Source organism: Endozoicomonas acroporae (assembly GCF_002864045.1).
GTDB classification, from domain to species: domain Bacteria; phylum Pseudomonadota; class Gammaproteobacteria; order Pseudomonadales; family Endozoicomonadaceae; genus Endozoicomonas; species Endozoicomonas acroporae.
In genome coordinates, this window is record NZ_PJPV01000095.1 from 1 (window position 1) to 20,040 (window position 20,040).

A 20,040-nucleotide genomic window follows, 5' to 3' on the forward strand; every position below is an offset into this window, starting at 1 on the left:
TTCAGGAGAGGCGACAACTATGCTGACACAGGGGGAATGTGCTTATGGATGGTTTATTCAACAAAGCTGTTTTATAGACAATCTATTAATAGCGGATTATCTATCAATTTTAAGGAGTCATTGATATGGATATCAAAACCCTCGTCTTTTTAGGTGCATCTTTTTTCAGTATCTCTGTCTTTGGGGCTGACCAGAAAGCCCGGTCTGGTGATCAGAAAGTTAATGTGAACCAGGCAAACATGGAGCAGCTGGACAAAGGACTTCTCGGGGTTGGACCCCGTATCGCAATGGAAATTGTCAAGCATCGTGATCAGCATGGCCCTTATCAGAGCTTTGATGATTTGGATAAGGTAAAATATGTTGGCAGCAAAATGCTGGATAAAAATAAAAATCGTATAGTTTTTGACTGATCTGTCTCGCCAGGAGCCTGGATGAGTTCAGGCTTCTTCAGGTAATGTTTTATCTCTGGTTTCGTTGCTTCTACAATGCAAAATCTGAATGGGCTGTTATTTTTCCCGGCATCGCGTGGATGCTATGGGTCTGATGTGGGGGATTTGTGAGAGACGCAGGAGTACAGTCTGGCCTGACGTTTGCCGTCGGGGCATTTGCTTTGTGGGGGCTGATCCCCATCTATTTCAAGATTGTTGAACAGGTGTCTCCTTTGGAAGTGCTTGCTCATCGGGTTTTCTGGTCATCACTTTTGCTGGTTTGCTTTTTATCTTTTCGCCATAAACTGAAAGGGATCCTTGAGATAATAAAGTCACCCCGGATACTGGGCTGGTTGGTTTTGTCGTCGCTGTTTATTGCTGGAAACTGGCTCTGTTTTATCTGGGGAGTGACCAACGACAGGATTCTGGAAACCAGCCTCGGTTATTACATTAACCCGCTGATCAGCGTTTTTTTTGGCTACTGTTTTCTGGGGGAACGTCTGACCCGATACCAGATGCTAGCGGTATTTATAGCAGCAGCGGCGGTATCAATGCAGATGTTCTTGCTGGGTAAACTGCCCTGGGTCGCTTTTGTACTGGCCTTGTGTTTCGGGTTCTATGGCTTGATCCGGAAAAGGATTAATGTCGATGCGACCTCTGGACTGGCTATTGAGACATTGCTGTTGATGCCTCCCGCCGCTTTCTATTTCCTGTGGTTGATGGGTAATGATTTGCATGCTTTTCGCTTTTCTGATCCGGATACCAGTCTTCTTCTTGCACTGTCCGGGTTTGTGACCACCATACCTCTGGTGTTGTTCAATATGGCGGCTCAAAAGTTGCCGTTGACTGTGTTGGGAATCATGCAGTATCTGGCACCATCCATTTCATTTCTGGTGGGTGTGACAATTTATAATGAGCCGCTGGGTGTGGTGCAGATGGCTACTTTCGCTTTGATATGGCTTGCACTGGTCATTTTTACGCTGGATGGCCTGTTTCGACATAAGCGACAGCGTGAACGATTGGAAGTCCCTCACGCTGAGTAGGTCTGGTTTACTGTCTGTCAGGGGTGTCTTTTTCTTTACTTTTCTTGATAGAGGTTTTTGAACGGGCTTTCCTGACCGGGAGTGATAGAGCCTGCTCTCTGGGCAGTACCCGGTAAATCTGTCGGTAGTACTCTTTTTCAAGGTCGCCAGGGGTTTCGGGAAGGGGCACCATACCCATCTGTCTGAGATAGGCTTCCATGCTACTGAGTGATGGTTTGTTCATTGAAGAGTCCTGGATGATTCTGACAAAAGTAGCGAAGACAAAAGATGTCGGCAGCAGGGCTTATTCCATTAAACCGGGTGCTGACATGGAACCCTAAATGGTATGCATACTGCATGCCATTTTTTTGACAGCGTGGTTTTCTGCTTTGTTCTTCATGCCTGATGTATGTTCTTTTGCTGTTTTGCCTCAGTTGTGCGGGGTTGAATGACTTAGACTCTCTTCACTCTAAAGCTCAGTCTGTGGTTTTTGGTGTGTGCTATTGATAAAAGGTGTTACTTTCCGGTTGGTTTTCCTTGCTTGGGTAACATTTTCAGCGGTTTTCATATTGCAAAATTCCCGTGCTAATCAGCTTATCGGACTGTGGTTTTATATCAGGGATAAGCAATTTATTAGATTTTCACTGCCGTATATCCGATTTTGAGAAATACTGTAGGCAAAGGATGACATTGTTCTTTCCAAGATGCAGTTGAGGCAGTTATGTATTCTCTTCGTGAAAAAGACCAGCTGGTAAATCTGTATTATGACCAGGCTGCAGTATGTCAGGAGATCACTGTTTATGTTCGTTTGGATAATGGGGAGGAATATGCTCTGACATGGTCAGAGCAGTCGGGGATATTTGTTCACGATGACTGGTTGTCTGTCAGGTTGTCTCTGGAGACCAAAGGAAGACAGCTGTTGTTATCTCTGAATGCTGAGATTAGCAAGGGAGTCAGTTGGCCAGGGCGCAGTTGGCATCCCCGTTGCGCCGTCAGAATCAATATCGCCTCTCTGGGTGACATTTCCGGCTTGTGTGCTCATTATCTTTATAACAGTTGGTGGACACGGCCCCATTTTGATTGCGCCCTTAACAATCTGCCAGAGAAAACACAGTCTTTGCTGTACGGTCTGGGGGAAGAGTATCACCACCTGCTGGCCGTATGTGATGAGCAGGTTCGCTGTGAATTTCAGGGTGGGGACGTCGCTGGCATTGAGTTGGTGGCGGGTCCTTCAAAGTCGGGTGTTAGAGATTTTTCGGGCCTGATTGCCATTTATGGTGTCAGTGCAGATCCATTTTCACTGATCAATAACAATGTGCAGTTGGGGCGTCACCATCTATCGTACTATTCCAGACCAAGAGAGCAGCGTACCTTCCCTGAGGTGTTTAACTATCTCGGCTGGTGCAGTTGGGATGCCTGTTATCTTGATGTGACTGAGGAGGCTGTTGCTGCAAAAGCTCAGGAGTTTTACTCCAAAAGGGTTCCGGTAAAATGGATGCTGGTGGATGATGGCTGGTCGGAAGAGAAAGATCGTCGGCTGTTATCCTGGAAGGAAGATCGGAAGAAGTTTCCGGCCGGACTTGCCAGTTTAAAGCAGACTCTTCAGGATGACTACGGTATTCCCTGGATGGGGGTGTGGCATGCGCTGACCGGGCAGTGGGAAGGGATCGATGCCCAAGCCAGCTTTCCTGTCCCTTTGGATGAACTGGATTCATCAAGAAGGTTACCCCCAGCCTCAGAAGGGGATGCATTTCGCTTTTGGCACGGCTGGCACGACTATCTGGCCCGGCAGGGCGTTGATTTCATCAAAGTCGATGTTCAGAGCAATCTTGCCAACCACTATAGATACCGGGATTTTCCCGGAAAAGTATCCCGGGTAGCGCACCAGTCCCTTGAAGCCTCAGCAGGGCTGCACTTTAACGGACAACTGATCAACTGCATGGGGATGGCCAGCGATCAGTTGTGGAACCGGCCGTCATCAGCTCTTGCGCGTAATAGTGATGATTTTTTTCCAAAGAAAAGCGGTAATCTCCAGGAGCATGCACTGCAGAATGCCTATAACGCAGTGTTTCATGATGCCTTTTTTATAGGTGACTGGGATATGTGGTGGACCATTCACGAAGACTCTGATGCCCATGCGCTGCTCAGGGCGGTGAGTGGCGGGCCCATTTATACCAGTGATCCGGTTGGGCAGACTGATGCAGAGCAACTGATGAAGCTGGTGTTTAATGATGGTCGGGTGGTTCGCTGTGATCAGCAGGGAAAGGTGGCTCGGGAACAGTTATTTGAAAACCCTCTCTATTCCGGTAAGTTGCTTAAGGTGACCAATCGGATTGGGGTAGTGGGAGTCCTTGCCTTATTCAATATTGCCGAAGATCACCAACCGATTGCTGAGCGTATCACTGCGTCCCCCCTGGAAAATGACAGTGGCGAATGGCTGATATACTGGCCGACCCGACGGCAGTGTTTCAGCCATTCTGAGCTGCCGGAAATACGGCTTGGGCAGAATGGGGCAGATCTGATGCTGTTTTATCCTGAAGAGTCATTGGTCTGTCTTGGACTGGAAGATAAGATTCTGCCAGCCTGTGCCATTGTTGATCAGGTGGTGTGCTGGAAAGACAGCGGTGTTCGCCTTGAAAGCCGACTCAGGCAGGGAGGCAGGCTGTTAATTTACAGTGAGCACCCGATTCTGGAGGTTCGAATCAACGGGCAGGATTATGAGTGGGAGGAGTCGGGTAATATGTACCTTATTGATTGCTCTGAGTGGGAAGATGAAATCTTTCTGGAATGTCTGGCCAGTCTGAAGTCATAAGATGGATCCGGCAGTGAAACTGCCGGTCTTAATCTTGAACGCTCTTTTCTCGGCTCAGTGGTGCAGATGGTCTGCAGCATAAAGTGTGTTTTCCAGGAGTGTCGCCACAGTCATCGGGCCAACACCGCCGGGAACCGGAGTAATCCATGAGGCTCTTTCTCTGGCAACATCAAACTCCACATCACCCACCAGTCGGCCATCATCCATACGGTTGATGCCAATATCAATCACCACGGCACCGGGCTTTACCCAGGCACCTTTAACCAGTCCGGGTTTGCCTGCGCCAACCACCAGAATGTCTGCCCGGGCTACTTCAGCGGCCAGGTCCTCGGTAAAGCGATGCGTGGTGGTTGTAGTGCAGCCGGCCAGTAACAGTTCCATGGTCATTGGTCGACCGACAATATTGGAGGCACCGACAATAACGGCATTCTTGCCACGAATGGGCTGGCCTGTGCTTTCCAGCAGTGTCATCACACCTTTTGGTGTGCAGGGGCGCAACAGTGGAATGCGCTGAACCAGCCTGCCAATGTTGTAAGGATGAAAGCCATCGACGTCTTTATCCGGACGGATGCGTTCAATCACCAGTTCGCAGTTGATGTGTTCAGGCAGGGGTAATTGTACAAGAATACCATCAATGGCCGGATCATCATTGAGGCTGTCAATTAACTCCAGCAGATACTGTTCGCTGGTGGAGGCTGGCAGGTCGTGGGATATGGATTTGAAACCCACCCGTTCACAGTCCTGTCTTTTCTTGCCTACATAAACTTTGGAAGCCGGGTCATCGCCAATCAGAATAACCGCCAGCCCCGGAGCCCTGAGACCCTGTGAAGTTCTTTTTTGAACCTGTTTGGCGATGGCGTCGGTCAGTTGCAGGGCAATGGCTTTGCCATCAATAATTTTTGCTGTCATATATGCTGAAGCCTGTTGCTGACAATATTGGTTGATTGGCGAATATTGAAAATGACCGTTAGTTTAACAGTGCTCAGGCTCTGTTGACACAACCGCTTGCTGATAAAGCCACTGGTTCAACCTATGTGAAGTCTGTTCGATATAAAGGGTGAGCATGGTGGTTTTTTTTCAGACAGATTGGTATGGTCATTAAGACGAAGATGTTTCCTGCATTATCTGAACTGCTATGTGGATCAAAAAATGCATATGGCAATTGACGAGCGCCATGCTTGTGAGTAGTATTCGTCGCCGTTGACCAGCGGAAATTTTCGGGATTTCCTGAAAGTAGCTGAGAAATTTCGGGGTATAGCGCAGTCTGGTAGCGCGCCTGCTTTGGGAGCAGGATGTCGGGAGTTCGAATCTCTCTACCCCGACCAGTGAGAAAGATGATTAAGCGCCCGTAGCTCAGTTGGATAGAGCATCCGCCTTCTAAGCGGATGGTCGCAGGTTCGAATCCTGCCGGGTGCGCCATCAATAACCCCTGAAGCTCAGAGAAATCAATGGCTTCAGGGGTTTTTTCTTTTCCGTGTCACTTGAGTGTCACAAGCCCATCTAAAGCCCGGAATGTCACAATAGTGTCACCGGATTTCACCCTTGGCAGTCCTGGCCCCAGTCACAAAAAAGAACGAAAAATGTTCAAAAAGCCCGAAAGTGTGAGTGTGGTGAGGAGTAAAAATTTTGGGTCCGGTTCTGGGGTTTGAAATTATTGATACGCGACGGAGTGATATGATTTTTTCATTAAAACTTACGTTGGTTTTAATTACTAAGGTGGTATTCTGTGAATATGTGAGCTGGGTCACAATAATTGTGTGACTTTGGCTCCTTTGCTGAGGTTCTTGGTTTTCCATATGGGTATCAGGTTGGAAAGAGCATTTATTGTTTTTGGATCTGTCATGCCTTCCTCGATAAATTTTGCAATGGGATAGATGTGATCTAGATGCCATTCTCCATGGTTTTCCCAGTTCATGCCTTTTTGGAATTGTCGTTCAATATGCTCTCTAAACTCCTGTGCTGTGTAGCCAAGCAAGTCATGAGTACGTCCTTCCTTGTTTTTCATGCTGGCTTTTAAAGTTCTATCAAGAATGTTTCTTACCAGCTTATTGCAACGATAGTCTGGATCTGTTGTGTAGCGTTTTGCATGATCTTTTTTTCTCCACTCTCGGTTTCGTTTTCGTATCCTTTTTAATAACTGATCAGAATTTTTAACTTTTTGATGATAATACTTACGCCTTGCGGCATTGTGTTTTACTTTATTTCTCTTTTTTAAATATTTTTTAGAGTTTTGTTTTATTATTTCTGGATTATCAGTTCTGTATTTTTTATTGTAATCTTGGATTTTATCTTTGTTCTTAGAGGCTGTTTTAAAACTGCTTAAGCCTTCGTAGCATTATGCGAATCATGCATATATAAACGAAGGCTTCTGAACTCCTTGGCAGCTGCTCATAGTCTTTAGTTAAACGTCTGGATCCTTCAAACCAGCCAAAGGTTCTCTCCACAACCCAGCGCCTTGCTTGAACGACAAACTTTCCCCGTGGGCGTTTTGTGATTTCAAGTACCCTTTTGGGTTTGAAGCGATAAAACCACTCTTCAAGGTAACCCCGGTAGCCACAATCAGCCCAGACTTTCCAGATGTTTTTAAAGTATTTCTTAAGGTGAGCCAGTATGAACTGACCTGCAAAACTATCACTAAATGCGGCTGTGTGTACCCATACCACCAGAATCAGGCCAATAGTATCAACAGCTATATGACGTTTTCTGCCTTTTATTTTCTTCCCGCCATCATAGCCTCGATCCCCCCTTTTACCGAGGTTTTCACGGATTGGGAGTCAATGCTTGCTGCTGTTGGTTGTGGCTCTTTGCCCGCCTGAATTCGCACCTGGTCACGAAGAGCATCATGCACCTTCTTCCATGTGCCATCTTGTTTCCAGATTCGGAAATAGGTGTAGACAGTACTGTTGCAACATCTTCCAACGCTGAATATGCAGCGGAAACGGGATCTGGAAAACGGCCAGACCCAGTTCTGCTGGTTAGGCCCGGATCGGCTGGCCCCGATAGACTTTGAACCGGGTGAAGTGGTGCAGGCGCTGGAATATGACCCCACTCAACATATTTATGGCGTGCCTGACTGGCTATGTGCCATGCAGGCGTTATTACTGAATGAGGATGCCACTTTATTCCGGCGCAAGTATTACCATAATGGCTGTCATATCGGTTATATCCTCTATACCACCGATCCTAATATGGACCCGAAAACAGAGGCCATGCTGATCAATAAAATGAAAGAGGGCAAGGCGGCCGGGAATTTCCGCTCCCTGTTTATCAATATTCCGGGGGGCAAGGATAAGGCGGTGCATGTGATCCCGGTGGGTGACATCAGCCAGAAAGATGAGTTCCAGCGGATCAAAAGTATTTCAGCGGATGATGTGATTGTGGGCCATGGGATGCAGCCAGCCCTGGCAGGAATTCGGCCAGAGGGTAATGCAGGATTTGGGGATATTGAAAAGATCCTGAAAACCTACCTGGAAACCGATGTTAAAAGCATGGTTCAGCCCTTTCTGGAACTGAACCGGACCCTTGGGGCGGAGGTGTCTCAGTTTGACTTTGATCTGGCGTTTTTTGAGGTTGAGGCAACTTGAGGCTTTTCTCTCAAAGTACTAACATTGTATATACTTTGTTAGTATTTTATAGGGAGAGATAACTATGTCTAAACAGTCGGTGTTTACCATGAAACTGGAGCCGGAACTCCGGGCTGAATTTATCGCAGCCACGGAGTCCATCCATAGACCCGCTTCCCAGGTGGTTCGGGAACTGATGCGGGAATTTATCGAACGACAAAAAAAAGCCAGGGAGTATGATGAGTTTCTGCAAGAAAAAGTAACCGCTGCCAGAAATTCCATTCATTCCGGTGAAGGGAAAAATAATGATGAGGTGGAAGCGCAGTTTGCCGCTATGCGGAATAAACAGTTATGAAAGTCATCTGGTCCCCGGAAGCGGTTCAGGATCGTCTGGCTATCTGGGAGTATCTGGTCTCTGAAAATCTGCAGGCGGCCATTGATATGGATGAACGGTTTGGAGTATCAGCGGGCAGGCTGGCCACTCACCCGATGATTGGGCACAGTGGCAAAATTGAGGGAACCCGGGAATTGATTCCCCATGAGCATTATCGTCTGGTTTATGAGATTCAGGATGATCAGGTATGGATATTGGCTTTAGTGCATACTGCCAGGCTCTGGCCACCGGTTAAAACGTGATATTGGTTCCAAGGTCTTCTAACATGGGAGCGGGGCTTAAAACTCAATTTCCACCTCAATCCACTGGTCAAAATCGGCATACTCCGGATTATTCCGGTAATCCTGCTGATTGGCCCTGATAATGGTGGTAAGGTCAAAATCACCGCTTGCTGTCATTTCTTCCATCATCAATTGGGCCACTTCTCTGGCCATGGGAACGATCTCATCAAAAGTATCCGCAGCCGAAACCGTGGTGTACAAATCGTTGCATAAAGCCGGAATAATAATGCCATAGGCGGTCTCACTGTCTCGAGGTGTTTCTATACCGACTTTGAATAGCATGATAGTGGCTCCAGTTGCTTCCGCCTGTTTCCCATAGTCCTCTGTGGGAACTTTCGGGTTACGTTGTTTGTTATGGACGATTGCTCTTGTATCAGTACCTTTAGAAAACTCTAACGCTTCCTCTAACGCCTTTTGCACGTCCTGATAAATGTTCCCCATCAATACCCTCGCAATTAAAAACCATTTATCAATAAATCAATACTTTTTAGAATGTCATAGCGTAAATGATCCAGTGACAGCACCGGTTTTTTCAGGCGGCTTGCCGGGTAACTGGCCAATTGATGAGTCAGGAGGAGGTAGTTATTCCCGACAATCTTAATTTGAGGGCACATTTTCTGATCGGGCAGGGTACTGATGTTGCTGGCTTGTGTCATTGGAATGACCAGACGTGTGCCAATATCGGAAAACAGGTCATTCTGGACATCCAAAAGATAGGGGATGCTGTTTCGGGTTTGTTTTGAAGGGTTTTCGTAAACGGTAAACTGTTCCATCAGAAGGTCCTGAACTCATCAGAAAACAGGCCATGCTCCTCAGTAAACTGGTTCAGGGCTTCCATTGCTTTTTTATTGTCTTTACGCCACTGTTCGGCCTTTCTCTTTTTTACTTCCGTCATCAGGGCCTCTTCCAGAGTTGCAGAAAGGTTAATTCCCATGGCTTTGGCGCAATCGAGAAGATCGGAACGGGCTCTGAGGTTAACCGGGCGTTTTTCGGGCTTGTTTTGTGGTTCCATGCTGTTCATCCTCTATAATAAGTTATGCGTATATATTAGGCGCATATTTTGTAATTATCAATTACAAGCATGGAAAGACGTTTTAATGAAGCAAGAAAAGTCAGTGCAAATTCTTACAGTCACACTCGGTTTCTATCTTATCCCGATCCAGATTAAAGGCAGTGCAAAGATCATCATTTATCTTTTGCATTTAATCTCCGGTTTATACTGAGTGTTCATGCTATTCATGGGAGAAATAGGTGAAAATCACCTGCCCGCATTGTGGCGAAAAATCCAGCATCAGCAGCAGTAAAAAAATCACCCAATCGCTTCGGGAGCTGTATTGCCATTGTGATAATCCGCTGTGTGATGCCCGTTTTGTCATGAGTCTGGCCCATAAACACGATACCACGCCACCCAGACCAGTGATGGAGCAAGCCATTATAGAGCTTGTCCGTCGTTTATCTCCCAGGGAGAAACGGCAGCTGATGGACATCATCAAACAGCCATAGCCATCACCGGAGTGATCCCGTCAAACAGTTTCCGGTGTTCCCAGGTGTAAATGATTTCCAGTTTTTCCCGAATTTTTTCCATGACTTCGGCTTCATGGCTGCCCGTCATAATATCCTCAATCCTCAGTTCATCCAGATAGCCAAATTCATCACCGATACAGAGCAGTATCTGGGGGAAGGTGTAGCGTATATGGATAACGTAACCAATCTGTTTCACCTCTATGATATTGACCATCGACAATAAAGAGGATTCCAGGGAGAAAAATTTCAACTGGGGATAGAGCATGATCGGCCCCTATCGTATAAGAACTGTCGTCTAGTACAGATGGTAATTTGTATTACGCCTCGTTTTTTTGTGTCCATGAAAGATTAGTAAAAATTACATAAATTTCAATGTAGTTAAAAATGGTTAATGTAATCGGGCTAGACTATGGGATCTGTTCATGAGCATGAAAAACACAGCTGAACCCAAACAACTATCTATCAGGATTTCATGGGATCTCCGGCAGCAGTTACAGCAGGCGGCCAATGAGCAGAGCCGTTCCCTGAATGCAGAGATTATCCGCCGGTTGCAATATTCCATAGAGATGGATGGCTCCAATATGCCCCGGGGTGAAATGGGGTTTCATGAGCAATCAGCGGGCTTTTACTTTAACCAGCCGGAAACCAGTAACCAGATGATTGAGACTCTGGAGAGAATCAGCCAGGAACTGTCTAAAAATAGCCAGAAACTGGATTATATTTCCAGTGAGAATTTTTCTACCCGGCTGTTCAAGACTGCTATTCAGTACCTTTCCAGAAAGTTGTGATTTTTTATTTTTGCTTATGCGAATGAAATATTCGCATAAGCAGCAGGTTATATTTACTTACAGATAATCTCCCCATCATCGACACATTCAATATCCTGCAAATCTTCTTCATCTATCTGGCTATATCCTTTGTCGGGATTATCATGGAAATTCTGTATAAACTCCTCGGCTTCATCGTCAGCCATATCAATAACTTTTTCATAATTAACCCAGCATCTACCCCTTATCACTACTTGTTTCATTATTTCTCCAAAAATAGACTGATCAAACAAGCCGATTATATGTCACAAAGTTCTGTTTGCCGGTCAAAACTGAAATGACGATACCGGTTCCCCACCTTACTGATCACCCCTTCCTCCAGCAGTAGTTGCTCCAATCCTATTTTTAGCTCCGGATGGCGGATAGGTTCATTTTCAATAATCTGTTTCACCGGAACAAACTCCCCATATTCCCCCAGGCGGATTTTCTCCAGTATGTTCTCCAGGTGGGAGGGCGGTTTAATGTGCTCCGGATCGGCGGGAATATTCCGGTCATCTTCCTGACTGGCTGCCATGGCTGGAACCGGATTCAGGGCAATAATAGCGGCCAGATCAATAATCAGGGCAATGGCCAGGAACAGGAATAACCGGATGGAATCATTCTGTTCAAACAGGGTCTGGCCCGATAGCTCTGTGGCGGTGATCCGGCCCTGTTGCTGAATATCTGCCAGTAGCTTATCCCGGCGCTGGTTCAGGGCTTCCAGTTCGTTCAGGGTATTCAGCCCCCGGGCCCGGTATTGATTGCCGGTGTCCTGTTCGGCGCTGGCCAGCAGTATATCAATCTGCTGGTTCAGTTGGGTAATCTGTTGCTGTTGCTGTTTCACTTGAAACTGATTGCTGATCTGTTGCTGTTGCTGGTTCAGCTGTTGCCGATGATGGCTCTGCCAGGTGGTTTCCATATACCATGCGGTCACAATCACCGATAAGCCCAGCAGGCCATAAGAAAACCACCGGACCCGATGATCAGGATGGCGGGCAAACAGATACAGACAAACCTGCAGGGCCAAACCGGAACCGGTGGCCAGTGCTGTGGCGGCTATCCCGCTGACCAGTGACTGGAGCGTAATGATCAGGGCCCCGGTGCTGGCAGTGGCCAGGATCAGGCCCATTAATTTCTGGATGTCGTTAATATTTGAATCGGTATAATGGATCGGGCGTAAGGGATGCATGTGAGTCGTTTTCCTTTGCGTAGGCTGCCACTCCCAGGCCATTGGGGTGGCAGCCTTTCACCGATGGGGATTAATGCTGAATCAATGGCCCGGTGGCGGAGTAGCAGCGATCCTCCTCATAGGTCAGCAAATAATTGGCCCACTCCCTGGCCCGGTGCAGACAATCCTCCAGATGTTCACCGCAGAACATCTGTTTCACCTTGAAATCCCAGTGATAGGCGTAGAAATTGCCGGTAAAGAACAGCGGTTTCGGCGTTTCTACATAAACGACAAACTGCCCGGCTTTCTGGTGTTTCTCACTGACCCGCAGCAAAGGTTCATCCCCCAGGTTATGCAGGGGCAGGGTGATGGTGTTTTTATTGGCCGTTTCCTGGCGCTCGTTATTGACCGGATGCATCAGGCGTCCTCCCCGTTGATCAACTCGGCAATATCATCAATTGTCTGATGTTTGTGTTTCGCCTTCAGCTGGTCAGCGTTCAGCACTTTTTGTTCTGCAATCTGGCGACTTGCCAGGCTGTGGGCAAAGTACCAGCAGAACTCCGGCTTTTTGCCCTTGCGGAACTGTTTGCCAAGGTAAGGAAAGTCAATGCTGAGGCGGAAGGTGTCATCCAGCTCCCGTTCACTGGCCACCGGTTTCATGGCCAGGTTTTTGCACCATTGGAAATACCAGCGGGGGCTGATGCACATGAGGCCATCTTCCACCGAACGGTTCACCAGGGCCAGGCCGATCTTGTCAATCTGGTCCCAGAACAGGATGATGGTGGGGTGATCCACGCTTTCTGCGGAGTTGGGCAGTAATCCCACTTCTTGCAGTGCCTTGGTGCGGTCTTCCAGCAGGACTTTATCCTGACAGGTCAGCAGCAGTTCCCGGGAAAATTGCAGCACCATCACCTTGAGAATTTCGGTAATCTCCCAGTCCTCCGGATGCAGTGTTTTCTCCAGGCGTGTCACCAGTTGTTCGATCTGGCCGATTTGCTCCTTGCGGTATTCGATCACCATCGGGTCAAAGATATGCTGGAGCCGTTTTTCCATCTGGTTAAAGGCATTGATGTAGGCCTCTTTCCAGGCGGCGGCTTTTTTGCCTGTGAAACCCATGGCCAGGAAGGTGAAACCATCACGGGTGATTTTGAAAGCAGGGCTTTCGATAGGAGCGCCACCACTTGGATTTTCTCGGGTGACTACCGTCTGCGCAAAATTGCGCAGACGGTAGTCTTCAGAGCATTCCAGATTTCGGATTGCCTTGAGTACGTCTCTGTGTTGTTTCTCAAAATGGTTGGCAACATCGAGCAAGCTACAGGTGATCTGCTGATCTTCAAATTTCAGCTCGGGAAGTAGTTGTTCTGGAGTTGGAGTGATTTAAATTAAAAAGGCCATAGAACCTACGTTTGATGCGAGATACCGCCACCAGAAGGTTCCAAACTTGACTGGAGACGGACTGAATGGGATTGGAACACCGACTCAAACGAAATCGGCACGGCCTAAGCCGTCCCCACTCAGCCCGCCATAAAAAGGTGCTAAGTGATTGAACAAAAAAAGACGCAGTTTACGGGCGTCTTATGTGCTCCGTTTGAAAATCGGGGTTCCAAGCCCGGCAACGGATTTTGCCGTTGCGAGATGCATAATGCCTGATAATTTTTCGTCCTGTCAATCACTTGCTTATATGCATGTAATTATGCAGATCTGCACAGCTAAAATCAACCGGAAAACCACGGTTTGCAAGGACTTGTACTATTTGGGGTACTGGTTATACTTGTACGATAAATTGTACTTGTCAGAGAGGTTAGAACCATGCGAGTGATCAGTTTTTCAGAAGCCCGCAGCAAACTGAAAGCCGTGTTGGACCGGGTGGTGAACGATGCGGATTATACCATCATCACCCGCCGGGATGCGGAGGATACCGTGGTGATGTCACTGGACCAGTTCAATGGCCTGATGGAAACCGTGCATCTGCTGAAAAGTCCAGCTAACAGTGCCCATCTAAGCCGGTCTATTGAGCAGTACCGCAAGGGCTTAACCGAGCGTCATGGGTTGATTGATGAGTAATGATTTGAAGTGGACCCCGGAAGCCTGGGGGAGCTACCTCTACTGGCAGGGGCAGGATAAAAAAACACTGAAGCGTATTAACCGACTGATTATTGAAACACTACGGGAACCGTTCTCCGGGATCGGGAAGCCAGAACCCCTCAAAGAGAGCCTTTCCAGCTTCTGGTCCCGGCGAATTGATGATACCCACCGGCTGGTTTATGTCGTGGATGACGGGGAAATCACCATTATCTCTTGTCGAAATCATTACACAGCGCATTGAACAAGGGTGGTGCGTTGCTATCTGAACAAATCTGAATGCGATCCCAATCTTGAAAAGATAATCCGTTCGCTTTCTACTTTATAAATCAGCAACCAGTCAGGCTCTATATGGCACTCTCTGTGGTTTTTATAGTTGCCTGATAGAGCATGGTCTTTATGTTTTGCAGCCAAGGGCTGTTGCTCAATAAGCATACGGACAACATCTTTAAATTTGTCCATGTCTTTGCCCTGTCTTTTGGCACGCTTTATGTCTTTGGATAGTTTGTTGGTATAGACCGGCGTGAGCATGGGTCAAAGTCCCAACTTGTTAAACATATCTTCTGCACTATCGCATTCAACCAGCCCAATTCCTGCGTCCACATTGTCCAGCGTTCTGGCGGTTTCTTCATTTGGTAAGCAGACAGGGAAGGGCAGCCCTCTGCAAAGGGTCACTTGTTTGTAAAACAGCGTAATCGCTTCAGTTGTGTTGAGACCCAGCTCCTGGAATATGGCTTCGGCGTGGCGCTTTACTTCAGGTTCTATTCTTGCCCTTACGACTTCAGTTTTGCTCATTTTCTTTCCTTGCAGTGGTTAGTGACAATTGTATATTGTAGCCTAATTAGTACACAAAAAACGCATATACGCATATAAAAGCTTTTTGCTATGTGGGCTCAATTTTGAGCCCATTCATTTTTTTCTCTTTCTAATTTCACCTTCCAATTCATACCGCAAACGATCGGAACTGAGGGAGCGCAGGAACATCACCTGCCGGGCCTCGCTCTGGCGTAACAGATACCGGATTAACTGTTCTCTGTTGTCATCTGCCTGATCCTGTAACGGGGTTTTGGGTAAGCGGGTCATGGCTTGCTCCTCATATGGCCGGTGGGGTGAAAAACTGCGTAACGACCGTAACGGCGTACTAAAACCGGCCTGTATCCCTTGGTATAGAAGGCTTTTGCCGGTTACGCCATAACCGTAACAAGGCGGAACATAGCCGAATGGTTGGCGTAACAGTCCCGTTTGTCATGGCCAAAAGAATCCCCTGACGTTCGTTTTGCGGTTACGCTGCCACCGTAACGGCGTTACGGTTCTGTTCCGTTTTTGTTACAGCTGGCGGAACGGCGGGAGAGCTTGGTATTAGTAGGATAGAGAGTGATTTATCATCTATGTTACACTTGTTACGCACTTTTTCACCCCACCGGCGATATGAGAGAGTTATGGTTTGATTGTTATATGTACTAAGGGAAAGCTCTTGTTATAACTGATATGACCGGTGGGGGTAAAAATGGCGTAACAACCGGAACAGGGTGGATTGTCCTGGCTGCAGCCCAGAGAGCATAAGGGGTGTATCGGTTGCTGGGTTTGTAACGTTGGCGGAACAAAGGCGTGACGGGGCGTTACAGCAAGCGTAACGGCGGGATCTGGGCTCAAAATTGAGCAAAGTGGCGTTACACCTCCTCAAAATTGAGGAGGTGGGCTACAGTATCGAAAATAATGCTGAGAAAACAGGGAATGACAATTAACGGGCTGAATTTTCAGCCCGTTAAAAGTTGGTTTCAGTATCGATTTTGGTTATGATGGCGGGGCATTGACTAATGGTGGCTTGGAAAAAGAGTCATCAAGAAATGGGGTTGGGTTCGGTCCAGCCCTATTTTTTTATCCCTTCCCTTGTTATCCATTGACCACCTCATCAAAGATCCAGCATCTTCTTGTTCTGCCGTTCATATTGGCCTGTTTGCTGCGTGTGGGTTTGTTCTCCCGGTAACGGCGGCTGACGCTGTTGGGGAATAGCCGTTTCAGCTCGGCAGTGTCCAGCCGTTGCAGTTTGCGATCGCCGCAGGCTTCATCAAACTCTGTGAGGTTAATAGCAATTTTGCCGGAGCCGGGCAGGTGGTTGAGTACCTCCACATTGTGTGGGGTGCCGGTTTCGTTGCAGGTTTTCCAGTTGAGTACGTCATAGTAATCCCAGAATTGCTGGATCATTTCGTGTTCACTCTGGAGGCGTCGCTGGCGATCCTGGCAGCGGGTCCAGATAAAGCTGTCAAAGTGTTTCAGTTGCAGCTCGGTTATCTCTCCGTTAAATATGGGTTGCAGGGTATGGGCCCAGGCCAGGATCTGGGCATGGTTCTGGATCACCCTGGGGGTGAATTTGGTCTGCTCCCTGTTGGCCCTTTCAATCAGTCGGGCATGGGCTTTTCCATAGTGGTGAAAATAGGCTTTTAATATGGCCGGTTCATCACATAACAGCCGGTTGCGGAAGCTGGCCATCTCTTCAATGTCCCGCTCCCGTAATCGGTGGATGGCTTTTTCCACCTCCGGGTTATAGCCCTGGGCGGTCATGTGCAAGTGGACAAAGCGTGAGAGCAGGGCGTCCGATCCGTCCACCGTCATGTTCTGAACCACGATCACGGAGCCTTTGAATGGGTCTTCATTGGTTTCCAGTCCGTGGTTTTTCAGACCGGTTCCCCGGATGACCCCGCCTTCCCAGGTGGTTTTCAGCCAGTCATAGCCAAACATCGAGCGGCCTCTGGTTTCGTTGCGGTCCCCTTCGATTAATACCATGGGAATATTGCCACCCTGGGCAAACTTTCGGGCCAGGGCCCGTTCGTTCATTTTATTGGGGTCTACCCCTTCATATCTGCTGACGCCCAGCAGTCGCCAGAGCAGTTTGGTCATGGTGGTTTTGCCGGTTTCCCGATCACCGGAGATTTCCAGCAGGGTGTATCCTTCCTGTTTCTGGCGGATCTGTTCGGCAAACAGGGAACCGGCCCAGAATGAGAGGGCGGCCAGCCCCTGGTTTTCAAAAACAAAGTAAAAATCCTGATACCAGTCTGCGTTAAAGTGGTCTTTGCCCCGATGATAAATGTTGTCCTCCAATAGTTTCAGACTGCTTTTGATGCTCAGGCGGTCAAATGAGAGATAACCTTCCCGGTTTTTGTTGACCATGGTTCTCCGGTGATAGCCAAAATCCGGGAATGCATAGGCTCCGGTGGCTTTGTCGTAGCCGATGAATGGAATGGGGTCTTCCGTGGTGGCCGGGTAACGTTCGGTAAAGTTTTCAAACAGCTCCGGATAGCGGTCCCTCACGGGTATGATGGTCTTACAGTTTTTCATCCGGGAACAGATCAAAGCCCAGGGAGCATCCCGATAGGCCCACAGGGTCCGCTCTTTGTGCTTACACACTGGGCAGATACCTTGCTGCAGGTATTTGGGGTTTTGCAGGCACTTGAAATCCAGCTGGGTGTCATTGAGCAGACAGTCCAGAATATCTTTTTCCAGATTCATGCTGCAGCCCCGGATTTTTCGGTTTTTGCAATGCGTCGGGCTTCAGCCATCAGACGTTCATAGTCAAGTTCTTCCCGTGTTTTCGGGGTTTCTGAATTAGAGACTTTACGTGCCTGGGCCATCAGGTTTTCCCGTTCCCTGAGTTGGGGGTTGTCTTCATAGATCCGGGCATTGATCAGGGAGGTGGGCCAGCGTTTTACATTGCCAATAGAGATGGGGGCCGGAAAATTGCCTTTTTTGATCCAGGTATTGAGTGTATGCCGGGTGATTCGGAATTGCTGGTATACGTCTTCAGTACTGAGCAATTTATCCTGATTGATGTCAAAGGTTGAAGGGTTATCGGCCAGTTGTCCGATGGCCTGGAACGGTTCATTAAGAATTTCGCCTGTTGCATTACGACTTATTTTTATGCACCTTAGTCTAGGAAAATATACCGATAATGTTAAGAATCCTATAGATTTATGCATGTATGCCCATTATTAAGCAGGTATGCCAATGGTGAGACAAAATGTTATGCATAACTGCATGTGTTGGTTAATATTTTAAAGGTCAATGCAGGTATGGATAAAAGTATGCAGAGAGGTCTTGCTGATCGGATCGTGGAGGTTCGTGATCGTCTGGGTGGAACCCGTCATCTCACTGAGGCCACAGGCATCAGTCAGAGTTATCTTTCCCGGTTGATGAATGCGGTGATTGATAATCCCGGCAGTTTGCAGCTGATTCGTATTGCACAGGCGGGTAATGTTTCGGTGGATTATCTTCTTACCGGAGCTGCTGCTGAGGAGCGTGTGGCGGATTCTGTGGCGGATATACATGGCCAGAACCTGGCCTATTTTGACCGTTCAATTTTTGCCGCTCTGGGGATTCAGGCCAATGAGTGTCGAACCTTTACGATTCAAAATGATGCCTTGAAAGTATATCAGCCCGGGGATGTATTGCTGGTCCGTTTAAAGTGTCAAACAGGGGATGGTGTTTACCTGGTGGATTTTGGTGGCGGTCCCTCAGTGCGTCGGCTGGCCTGGTTGCCCGGTGGGTTGGTGGATGTCATCAGTGATAATTATGGCTCCAATAAAATTCCGTTGGCGGATCTTAATATTATTGGCCGGGTAGTTTGGGCTGGTATTAAACAATAAAAGACTGGGATTGATGCATGGCCAGAAAACTTTATGAAAAGTACCGGGGGAACTATGTTGGATTGTTCGCCCCGGAGGGAGGCTGGCAGAACGGGCGGCGGGGGATTCGTCGGAGCCTGTGTTCTATTGCTGAGTTGGAGCATCTTGACGAGCTGGAACGGAGTATCCGGTTAACTGAGCTTTATTCCAGGAAAGCCAGGGAAATTACTGACGAAAATCATCAGAAAGAGGTTGAGCGCAAAAAGAAAAAGCAGCGGAAATTATGGACGGTAAAGCAGGCCAGGACATTTTGGCTGGATTCGGTCCGCTCCACCTGTGCCGAGAAAACCGCCATTATGTATGGTCGCAGCCTTGATTTATATATTACGGCTTGTGGCAATCATGATATGCAGGATTACGATGAAACGAAATACAATGCATTTCAACGGTATCTAAATACTCAGGCAAAATACCGGGGGCGGTTGTTGGCTGATACTACAAAACATATCCATACCCGGCATCTTAAAAACTTTTTGCTGTTCTGTCGTGATAAGCAGATTCTTGATTCACTTCATCGGATAAAAATGCCCAAGCTGCCAAAAAAAGATATGCGTACGTTGACATTGGATGATCTGGACCGGCTGGAAAATTATCTGATTAATAAATTACAGGTTGCTGAAAGAGAATCCGATGCCAGAGGGATTCGAAATATGAAAAACATGTTGCGGGCCTACATGATGGCGACTCAAATTGTTGCCCGGTTAGGAGCCATCTGGTCTTTGAAGTTGGAAAATATTGATCTTGGTTCAGGTTATATCCGTGATAACAAGGAACTGAAGTGGAAAAACAAATTTTATAAAACTCCGGATAAACCCATCAATAAAGAGTTGCATGAATTTCTAATAAAAGATTTAGCGGAGCGAAAACCGAAAGAAAGATATTTTCTGGATAAAGGAAATGGAGAACCATGGTTTTATGATCAGGGTGAAATATCAAAGCTGGCCACAAAAATTTTCCGGGAATTGAATTTGCCTTCGGTCAAACCTTTTCACTGGGGAATGAGAGCGACAATGATAACTGAGCTTTTGTTATCGGGTTGCAATCCATACGCTGTCCAGGAATTAGCCGATCATGACAATATTGAGACCACCATGCTCTATCTGAACCGGCGAAAAATTCAGCAAAAAAATGCTGTTGACAGCATCTCGGAACTCCGGAAAAATCGCCCTCAATCAGACTCGGAAGTGTCCCAATTTGTGTGTCATCGGCGTTCAGAGGCTTGACAGAATTTTATAAACCCTTATAGTGTGCGGCCTAGACGGTTAGCTCCCTGAAATGCTT

At 47.5% G+C, this 20,040-nt stretch carries 29 protein-coding genes and 2 tRNA genes; 14 read left to right on the forward strand and 17 right to left on the reverse strand.

Translation table 11 applies throughout. The features are described 5' to 3' along the window. The first annotated feature begins 125 nt into the window (after positions 1–125). Both CX664_RS15915 and rarD read left to right on the forward strand, forming a co-directional pair. Entirely contained in the window at positions 126–410 is a 285-nt protein-coding gene (locus CX664_RS15915) for a ComEA family DNA-binding protein (RefSeq protein WP_101747699.1), read from the forward strand. Positions 411–556: 146 nt separating this feature from the next. Then, positions 557–1,471, forward strand: a complete 915-nt coding sequence (gene rarD / locus CX664_RS15920) for an EamA family transporter RarD (RefSeq protein ID WP_101747700.1) — start codon at positions 557–559, stop codon at positions 1,469–1,471. Between the two features lie 7 nt (positions 1,472–1,478). Here rarD and CX664_RS15925 read toward each other — a convergent pair whose 3' ends face one another. Continuing rightward, positions 1,479–1,694: a hypothetical protein gene (locus CX664_RS15925; protein ID WP_146000056.1), complete on the reverse strand. Its 216-nt coding sequence runs from the start codon at positions 1,692–1,694 to the stop codon at positions 1,479–1,481. Between the two features lie 477 nt (positions 1,695–2,171). On the opposite strand from CX664_RS15925, the gene CX664_RS15930 reads away from it, so the two are divergent. Further along, positions 2,172–4,262 (forward strand): Sip1-related alpha-galactosidase, encoded by a 2,091-nt coding sequence (locus tag CX664_RS15930; protein WP_101747702.1) that lies wholly within the window; start codon positions 2,172–2,174, stop codon positions 4,260–4,262. A 54-nt stretch (positions 4,263–4,316) separates the two neighbouring features. Here the strand turns inward: CX664_RS15930 and folD are convergent, their stop codons facing one another. Continuing rightward, complete coding sequence (gene folD, locus CX664_RS15935) at positions 4,317–5,171, reverse strand: bifunctional methylenetetrahydrofolate dehydrogenase/methenyltetrahydrofolate cyclohydrolase FolD (protein WP_101747703.1); 855 nt, start codon at positions 5,169–5,171, stop codon at positions 4,317–4,319. A 339-nt stretch (positions 5,172–5,510) separates the two neighbouring features. Here folD and CX664_RS15940 point away from each other — a divergent pair. Both CX664_RS15940 and CX664_RS15945 read left to right on the forward strand, forming a co-directional pair. Further along, positions 5,511–5,587, forward strand: a tRNA-Pro gene (locus CX664_RS15940). Between the two features lie 17 nt (positions 5,588–5,604). Continuing rightward, positions 5,605–5,681 (forward strand) — tRNA-Arg (locus tag CX664_RS15945). A 325-nt stretch (positions 5,682–6,006) separates the two neighbouring features. On the opposite strand, the gene CX664_RS15950 is transcribed toward CX664_RS15945, so the two are convergent. Together CX664_RS15950 and CX664_RS28230 are read right to left on the reverse strand one after the other, a co-directional pair. Further along, entirely contained in the window at positions 6,007–6,267 is a 261-nt protein-coding gene (locus tag CX664_RS15950; protein WP_101747704.1) for a hypothetical protein, read from the reverse strand. 304 nt (positions 6,268–6,571) lie between these two features. After that, entirely contained in the window at positions 6,572–7,030 is a 459-nt protein-coding gene (locus CX664_RS28230; protein ID WP_101747705.1) for a transposase, read from the reverse strand. Between the two features lie 135 nt (positions 7,031–7,165). Here CX664_RS28230 and CX664_RS15960 point away from each other — a divergent pair, with 135 nt between their 5' ends. The 3 genes from CX664_RS15960 to CX664_RS15970 all read left to right on the forward strand — a co-directional run bounded on the left by CX664_RS15960 (position 7,166) and on the right by CX664_RS15970 (position 8,461). Next, on the forward strand, positions 7,166–7,846 hold the full coding sequence (locus CX664_RS15960) for a phage portal protein (protein ID WP_146000057.1): 681 nt from the start codon (positions 7,166–7,168) through the stop codon (positions 7,844–7,846). A 64-nt stretch (positions 7,847–7,910) separates the two neighbouring features. Beyond that, complete coding sequence (locus CX664_RS15965) at positions 7,911–8,180, forward strand: antitoxin of toxin-antitoxin stability system (RefSeq protein WP_101747707.1); 270 nt, start codon at positions 7,911–7,913, stop codon at positions 8,178–8,180. Further along, complete coding sequence (locus CX664_RS15970) at positions 8,177–8,461, forward strand: type II toxin-antitoxin system RelE/ParE family toxin (protein WP_101747708.1); 285 nt, start codon at positions 8,177–8,179, stop codon at positions 8,459–8,461. Before CX664_RS15965 ends, CX664_RS15970 begins: the two co-directional genes overlap by 4 nt. A gap of 36 nt (positions 8,462–8,497) precedes the next feature. On the opposite strand, the gene CX664_RS15975 is transcribed toward CX664_RS15970, so the two are convergent. From CX664_RS15975 to CX664_RS15985, 3 genes are read right to left on the reverse strand one after another with little or no spacing between them, the layout of a single operon-like run. Then, positions 8,498–8,941, reverse strand: a complete 444-nt coding sequence (locus tag CX664_RS15975; protein WP_101747709.1) for a type II toxin-antitoxin system HicB family antitoxin — start codon at positions 8,939–8,941, stop codon at positions 8,498–8,500. 14 nt (positions 8,942–8,955) lie between these two features. Beyond that, on the reverse strand, positions 8,956–9,273 hold the full coding sequence (locus CX664_RS15980) for a CcdB family protein (RefSeq protein WP_101747710.1): 318 nt from the start codon (positions 9,271–9,273) through the stop codon (positions 8,956–8,958). Continuing rightward, a complete protein-coding gene (locus CX664_RS15985) occupies positions 9,273–9,512 on the reverse strand; it encodes a type II toxin-antitoxin system CcdA family antitoxin (RefSeq protein ID WP_101747711.1) in 240 nt (79 codons plus the stop codon). Before CX664_RS15985 ends, CX664_RS15980 begins: the two co-directional genes overlap by 1 nt. Before the next feature lie 239 nt (positions 9,513–9,751). On the opposite strand from CX664_RS15985, the gene CX664_RS15995 reads away from it, so the two are divergent. Further along, positions 9,752–10,003: an ogr/Delta-like zinc finger family protein gene (locus tag CX664_RS15995; RefSeq protein WP_101747713.1), complete on the forward strand. Its 252-nt coding sequence runs from the start codon at positions 9,752–9,754 to the stop codon at positions 10,001–10,003. Here CX664_RS15995 and CX664_RS16000 read toward each other — a convergent pair. After that, positions 9,990–10,289 (reverse strand): hypothetical protein, encoded by a 300-nt coding sequence (locus tag CX664_RS16000; protein ID WP_146000058.1) that lies wholly within the window; start codon positions 10,287–10,289, stop codon positions 9,990–9,992. The genes CX664_RS15995 and CX664_RS16000 overlap by 14 nt on opposite strands. Positions 10,290–10,446: 157 nt before the next feature. On the opposite strand from CX664_RS16000, the gene CX664_RS16005 reads away from it, so the two are divergent. After that, positions 10,447–10,812, forward strand: a complete 366-nt coding sequence (locus CX664_RS16005; protein ID WP_101747715.1) for an Arc family DNA-binding protein — start codon at positions 10,447–10,449, stop codon at positions 10,810–10,812. A gap of 53 nt (positions 10,813–10,865) precedes the next feature. Here CX664_RS16005 and CX664_RS16010 read toward each other — a convergent pair whose 3' ends face one another. The 4 genes from CX664_RS16010 to CX664_RS16025 all read right to left on the reverse strand — a co-directional run bounded on the left by CX664_RS16010 (position 10,866) and on the right by CX664_RS16025 (position 13,375). Further along, positions 10,866–11,054: a hypothetical protein gene (locus CX664_RS16010; RefSeq protein ID WP_146000059.1), complete on the reverse strand. Its 189-nt coding sequence runs from the start codon at positions 11,052–11,054 to the stop codon at positions 10,866–10,868. 35 nt (positions 11,055–11,089) lie between these two features. Further along, positions 11,090–12,019 carry a hypothetical protein gene (locus CX664_RS16015; RefSeq protein ID WP_101747717.1) on the reverse strand — a complete coding sequence of 310 codons (930 nt, stop codon included), beginning with the start codon at positions 12,017–12,019 and terminating at the stop codon, positions 11,090–11,092. A 70-nt stretch (positions 12,020–12,089) separates the two neighbouring features. Next, on the reverse strand, positions 12,090–12,416 hold the full coding sequence (locus CX664_RS16020) for a hypothetical protein (protein WP_101747718.1): 327 nt from the start codon (positions 12,414–12,416) through the stop codon (positions 12,090–12,092). Then, entirely contained in the window at positions 12,416–13,375 is a 960-nt protein-coding gene (locus tag CX664_RS16025) for a Rha family transcriptional regulator (RefSeq protein ID WP_101747719.1), read from the reverse strand. The genes CX664_RS16020 and CX664_RS16025 overlap by 1 nt, the downstream gene beginning before the upstream one ends. Before the next feature lie 432 nt (positions 13,376–13,807). Between CX664_RS16025 and CX664_RS16030 the strand changes: the two genes are divergently transcribed. Further along, positions 13,808–14,062, forward strand: a complete 255-nt coding sequence (locus tag CX664_RS16030; RefSeq protein WP_101747720.1) for a type II toxin-antitoxin system Phd/YefM family antitoxin — start codon at positions 13,808–13,810, stop codon at positions 14,060–14,062. Further along, positions 14,055–14,324 carry a Txe/YoeB family addiction module toxin gene (locus tag CX664_RS16035; protein WP_101747721.1) on the forward strand — a complete coding sequence of 90 codons (270 nt, stop codon included), beginning with the start codon at positions 14,055–14,057 and terminating at the stop codon, positions 14,322–14,324. Before CX664_RS16030 ends, CX664_RS16035 begins: the two co-directional genes overlap by 8 nt. A gap of 17 nt (positions 14,325–14,341) precedes the next feature. Here the strand turns inward: CX664_RS16035 and CX664_RS16040 are convergent, their stop codons facing one another. The 5 genes from CX664_RS16040 to CX664_RS16055 form a co-directional block, all read right to left on the reverse strand. Continuing rightward, positions 14,342–14,611 (reverse strand): type II toxin-antitoxin system YafQ family toxin, encoded by a 270-nt coding sequence (locus tag CX664_RS16040; RefSeq protein ID WP_101747722.1) that lies wholly within the window; start codon positions 14,609–14,611, stop codon positions 14,342–14,344. Between the two features lie 3 nt (positions 14,612–14,614). Then, complete coding sequence (locus CX664_RS16045; RefSeq protein WP_101747723.1) at positions 14,615–14,875, reverse strand: type II toxin-antitoxin system RelB/DinJ family antitoxin; 261 nt, start codon at positions 14,873–14,875, stop codon at positions 14,615–14,617. A 114-nt stretch (positions 14,876–14,989) separates the two neighbouring features. Beyond that, positions 14,990–15,163 (reverse strand): hypothetical protein, encoded by a 174-nt coding sequence (locus CX664_RS26485; RefSeq protein ID WP_163370229.1) that lies wholly within the window; start codon positions 15,161–15,163, stop codon positions 14,990–14,992. Between the two features lie 810 nt (positions 15,164–15,973). Further along, positions 15,974–17,587 (reverse strand): hypothetical protein, encoded by a 1,614-nt coding sequence (locus CX664_RS16050; RefSeq protein ID WP_101747724.1) that lies wholly within the window; start codon positions 17,585–17,587, stop codon positions 15,974–15,976. Then, on the reverse strand, positions 17,584–18,054 hold the full coding sequence (locus CX664_RS16055; RefSeq protein WP_146000060.1) for a helix-turn-helix transcriptional regulator: 471 nt from the start codon (positions 18,052–18,054) through the stop codon (positions 17,584–17,586). Before CX664_RS16055 ends, CX664_RS16050 begins: the two co-directional genes overlap by 4 nt. 93 nt (positions 18,055–18,147) lie before the next feature. On the opposite strand from CX664_RS16055, the gene CX664_RS16060 reads away from it, so the two are divergent. Further along, complete coding sequence (locus tag CX664_RS16060) at positions 18,148–18,720, forward strand: XRE family transcriptional regulator (protein WP_146000061.1); 573 nt, start codon at positions 18,148–18,150, stop codon at positions 18,718–18,720. 17 nt (positions 18,721–18,737) lie between these two features. After that, on the forward strand, positions 18,738–19,982 hold the full coding sequence (locus CX664_RS16065; RefSeq protein WP_101747727.1) for a tyrosine-type recombinase/integrase: 1,245 nt from the start codon (positions 18,738–18,740) through the stop codon (positions 19,980–19,982). Positions 19,983–20,040: the final 58 nt, after the last annotated feature.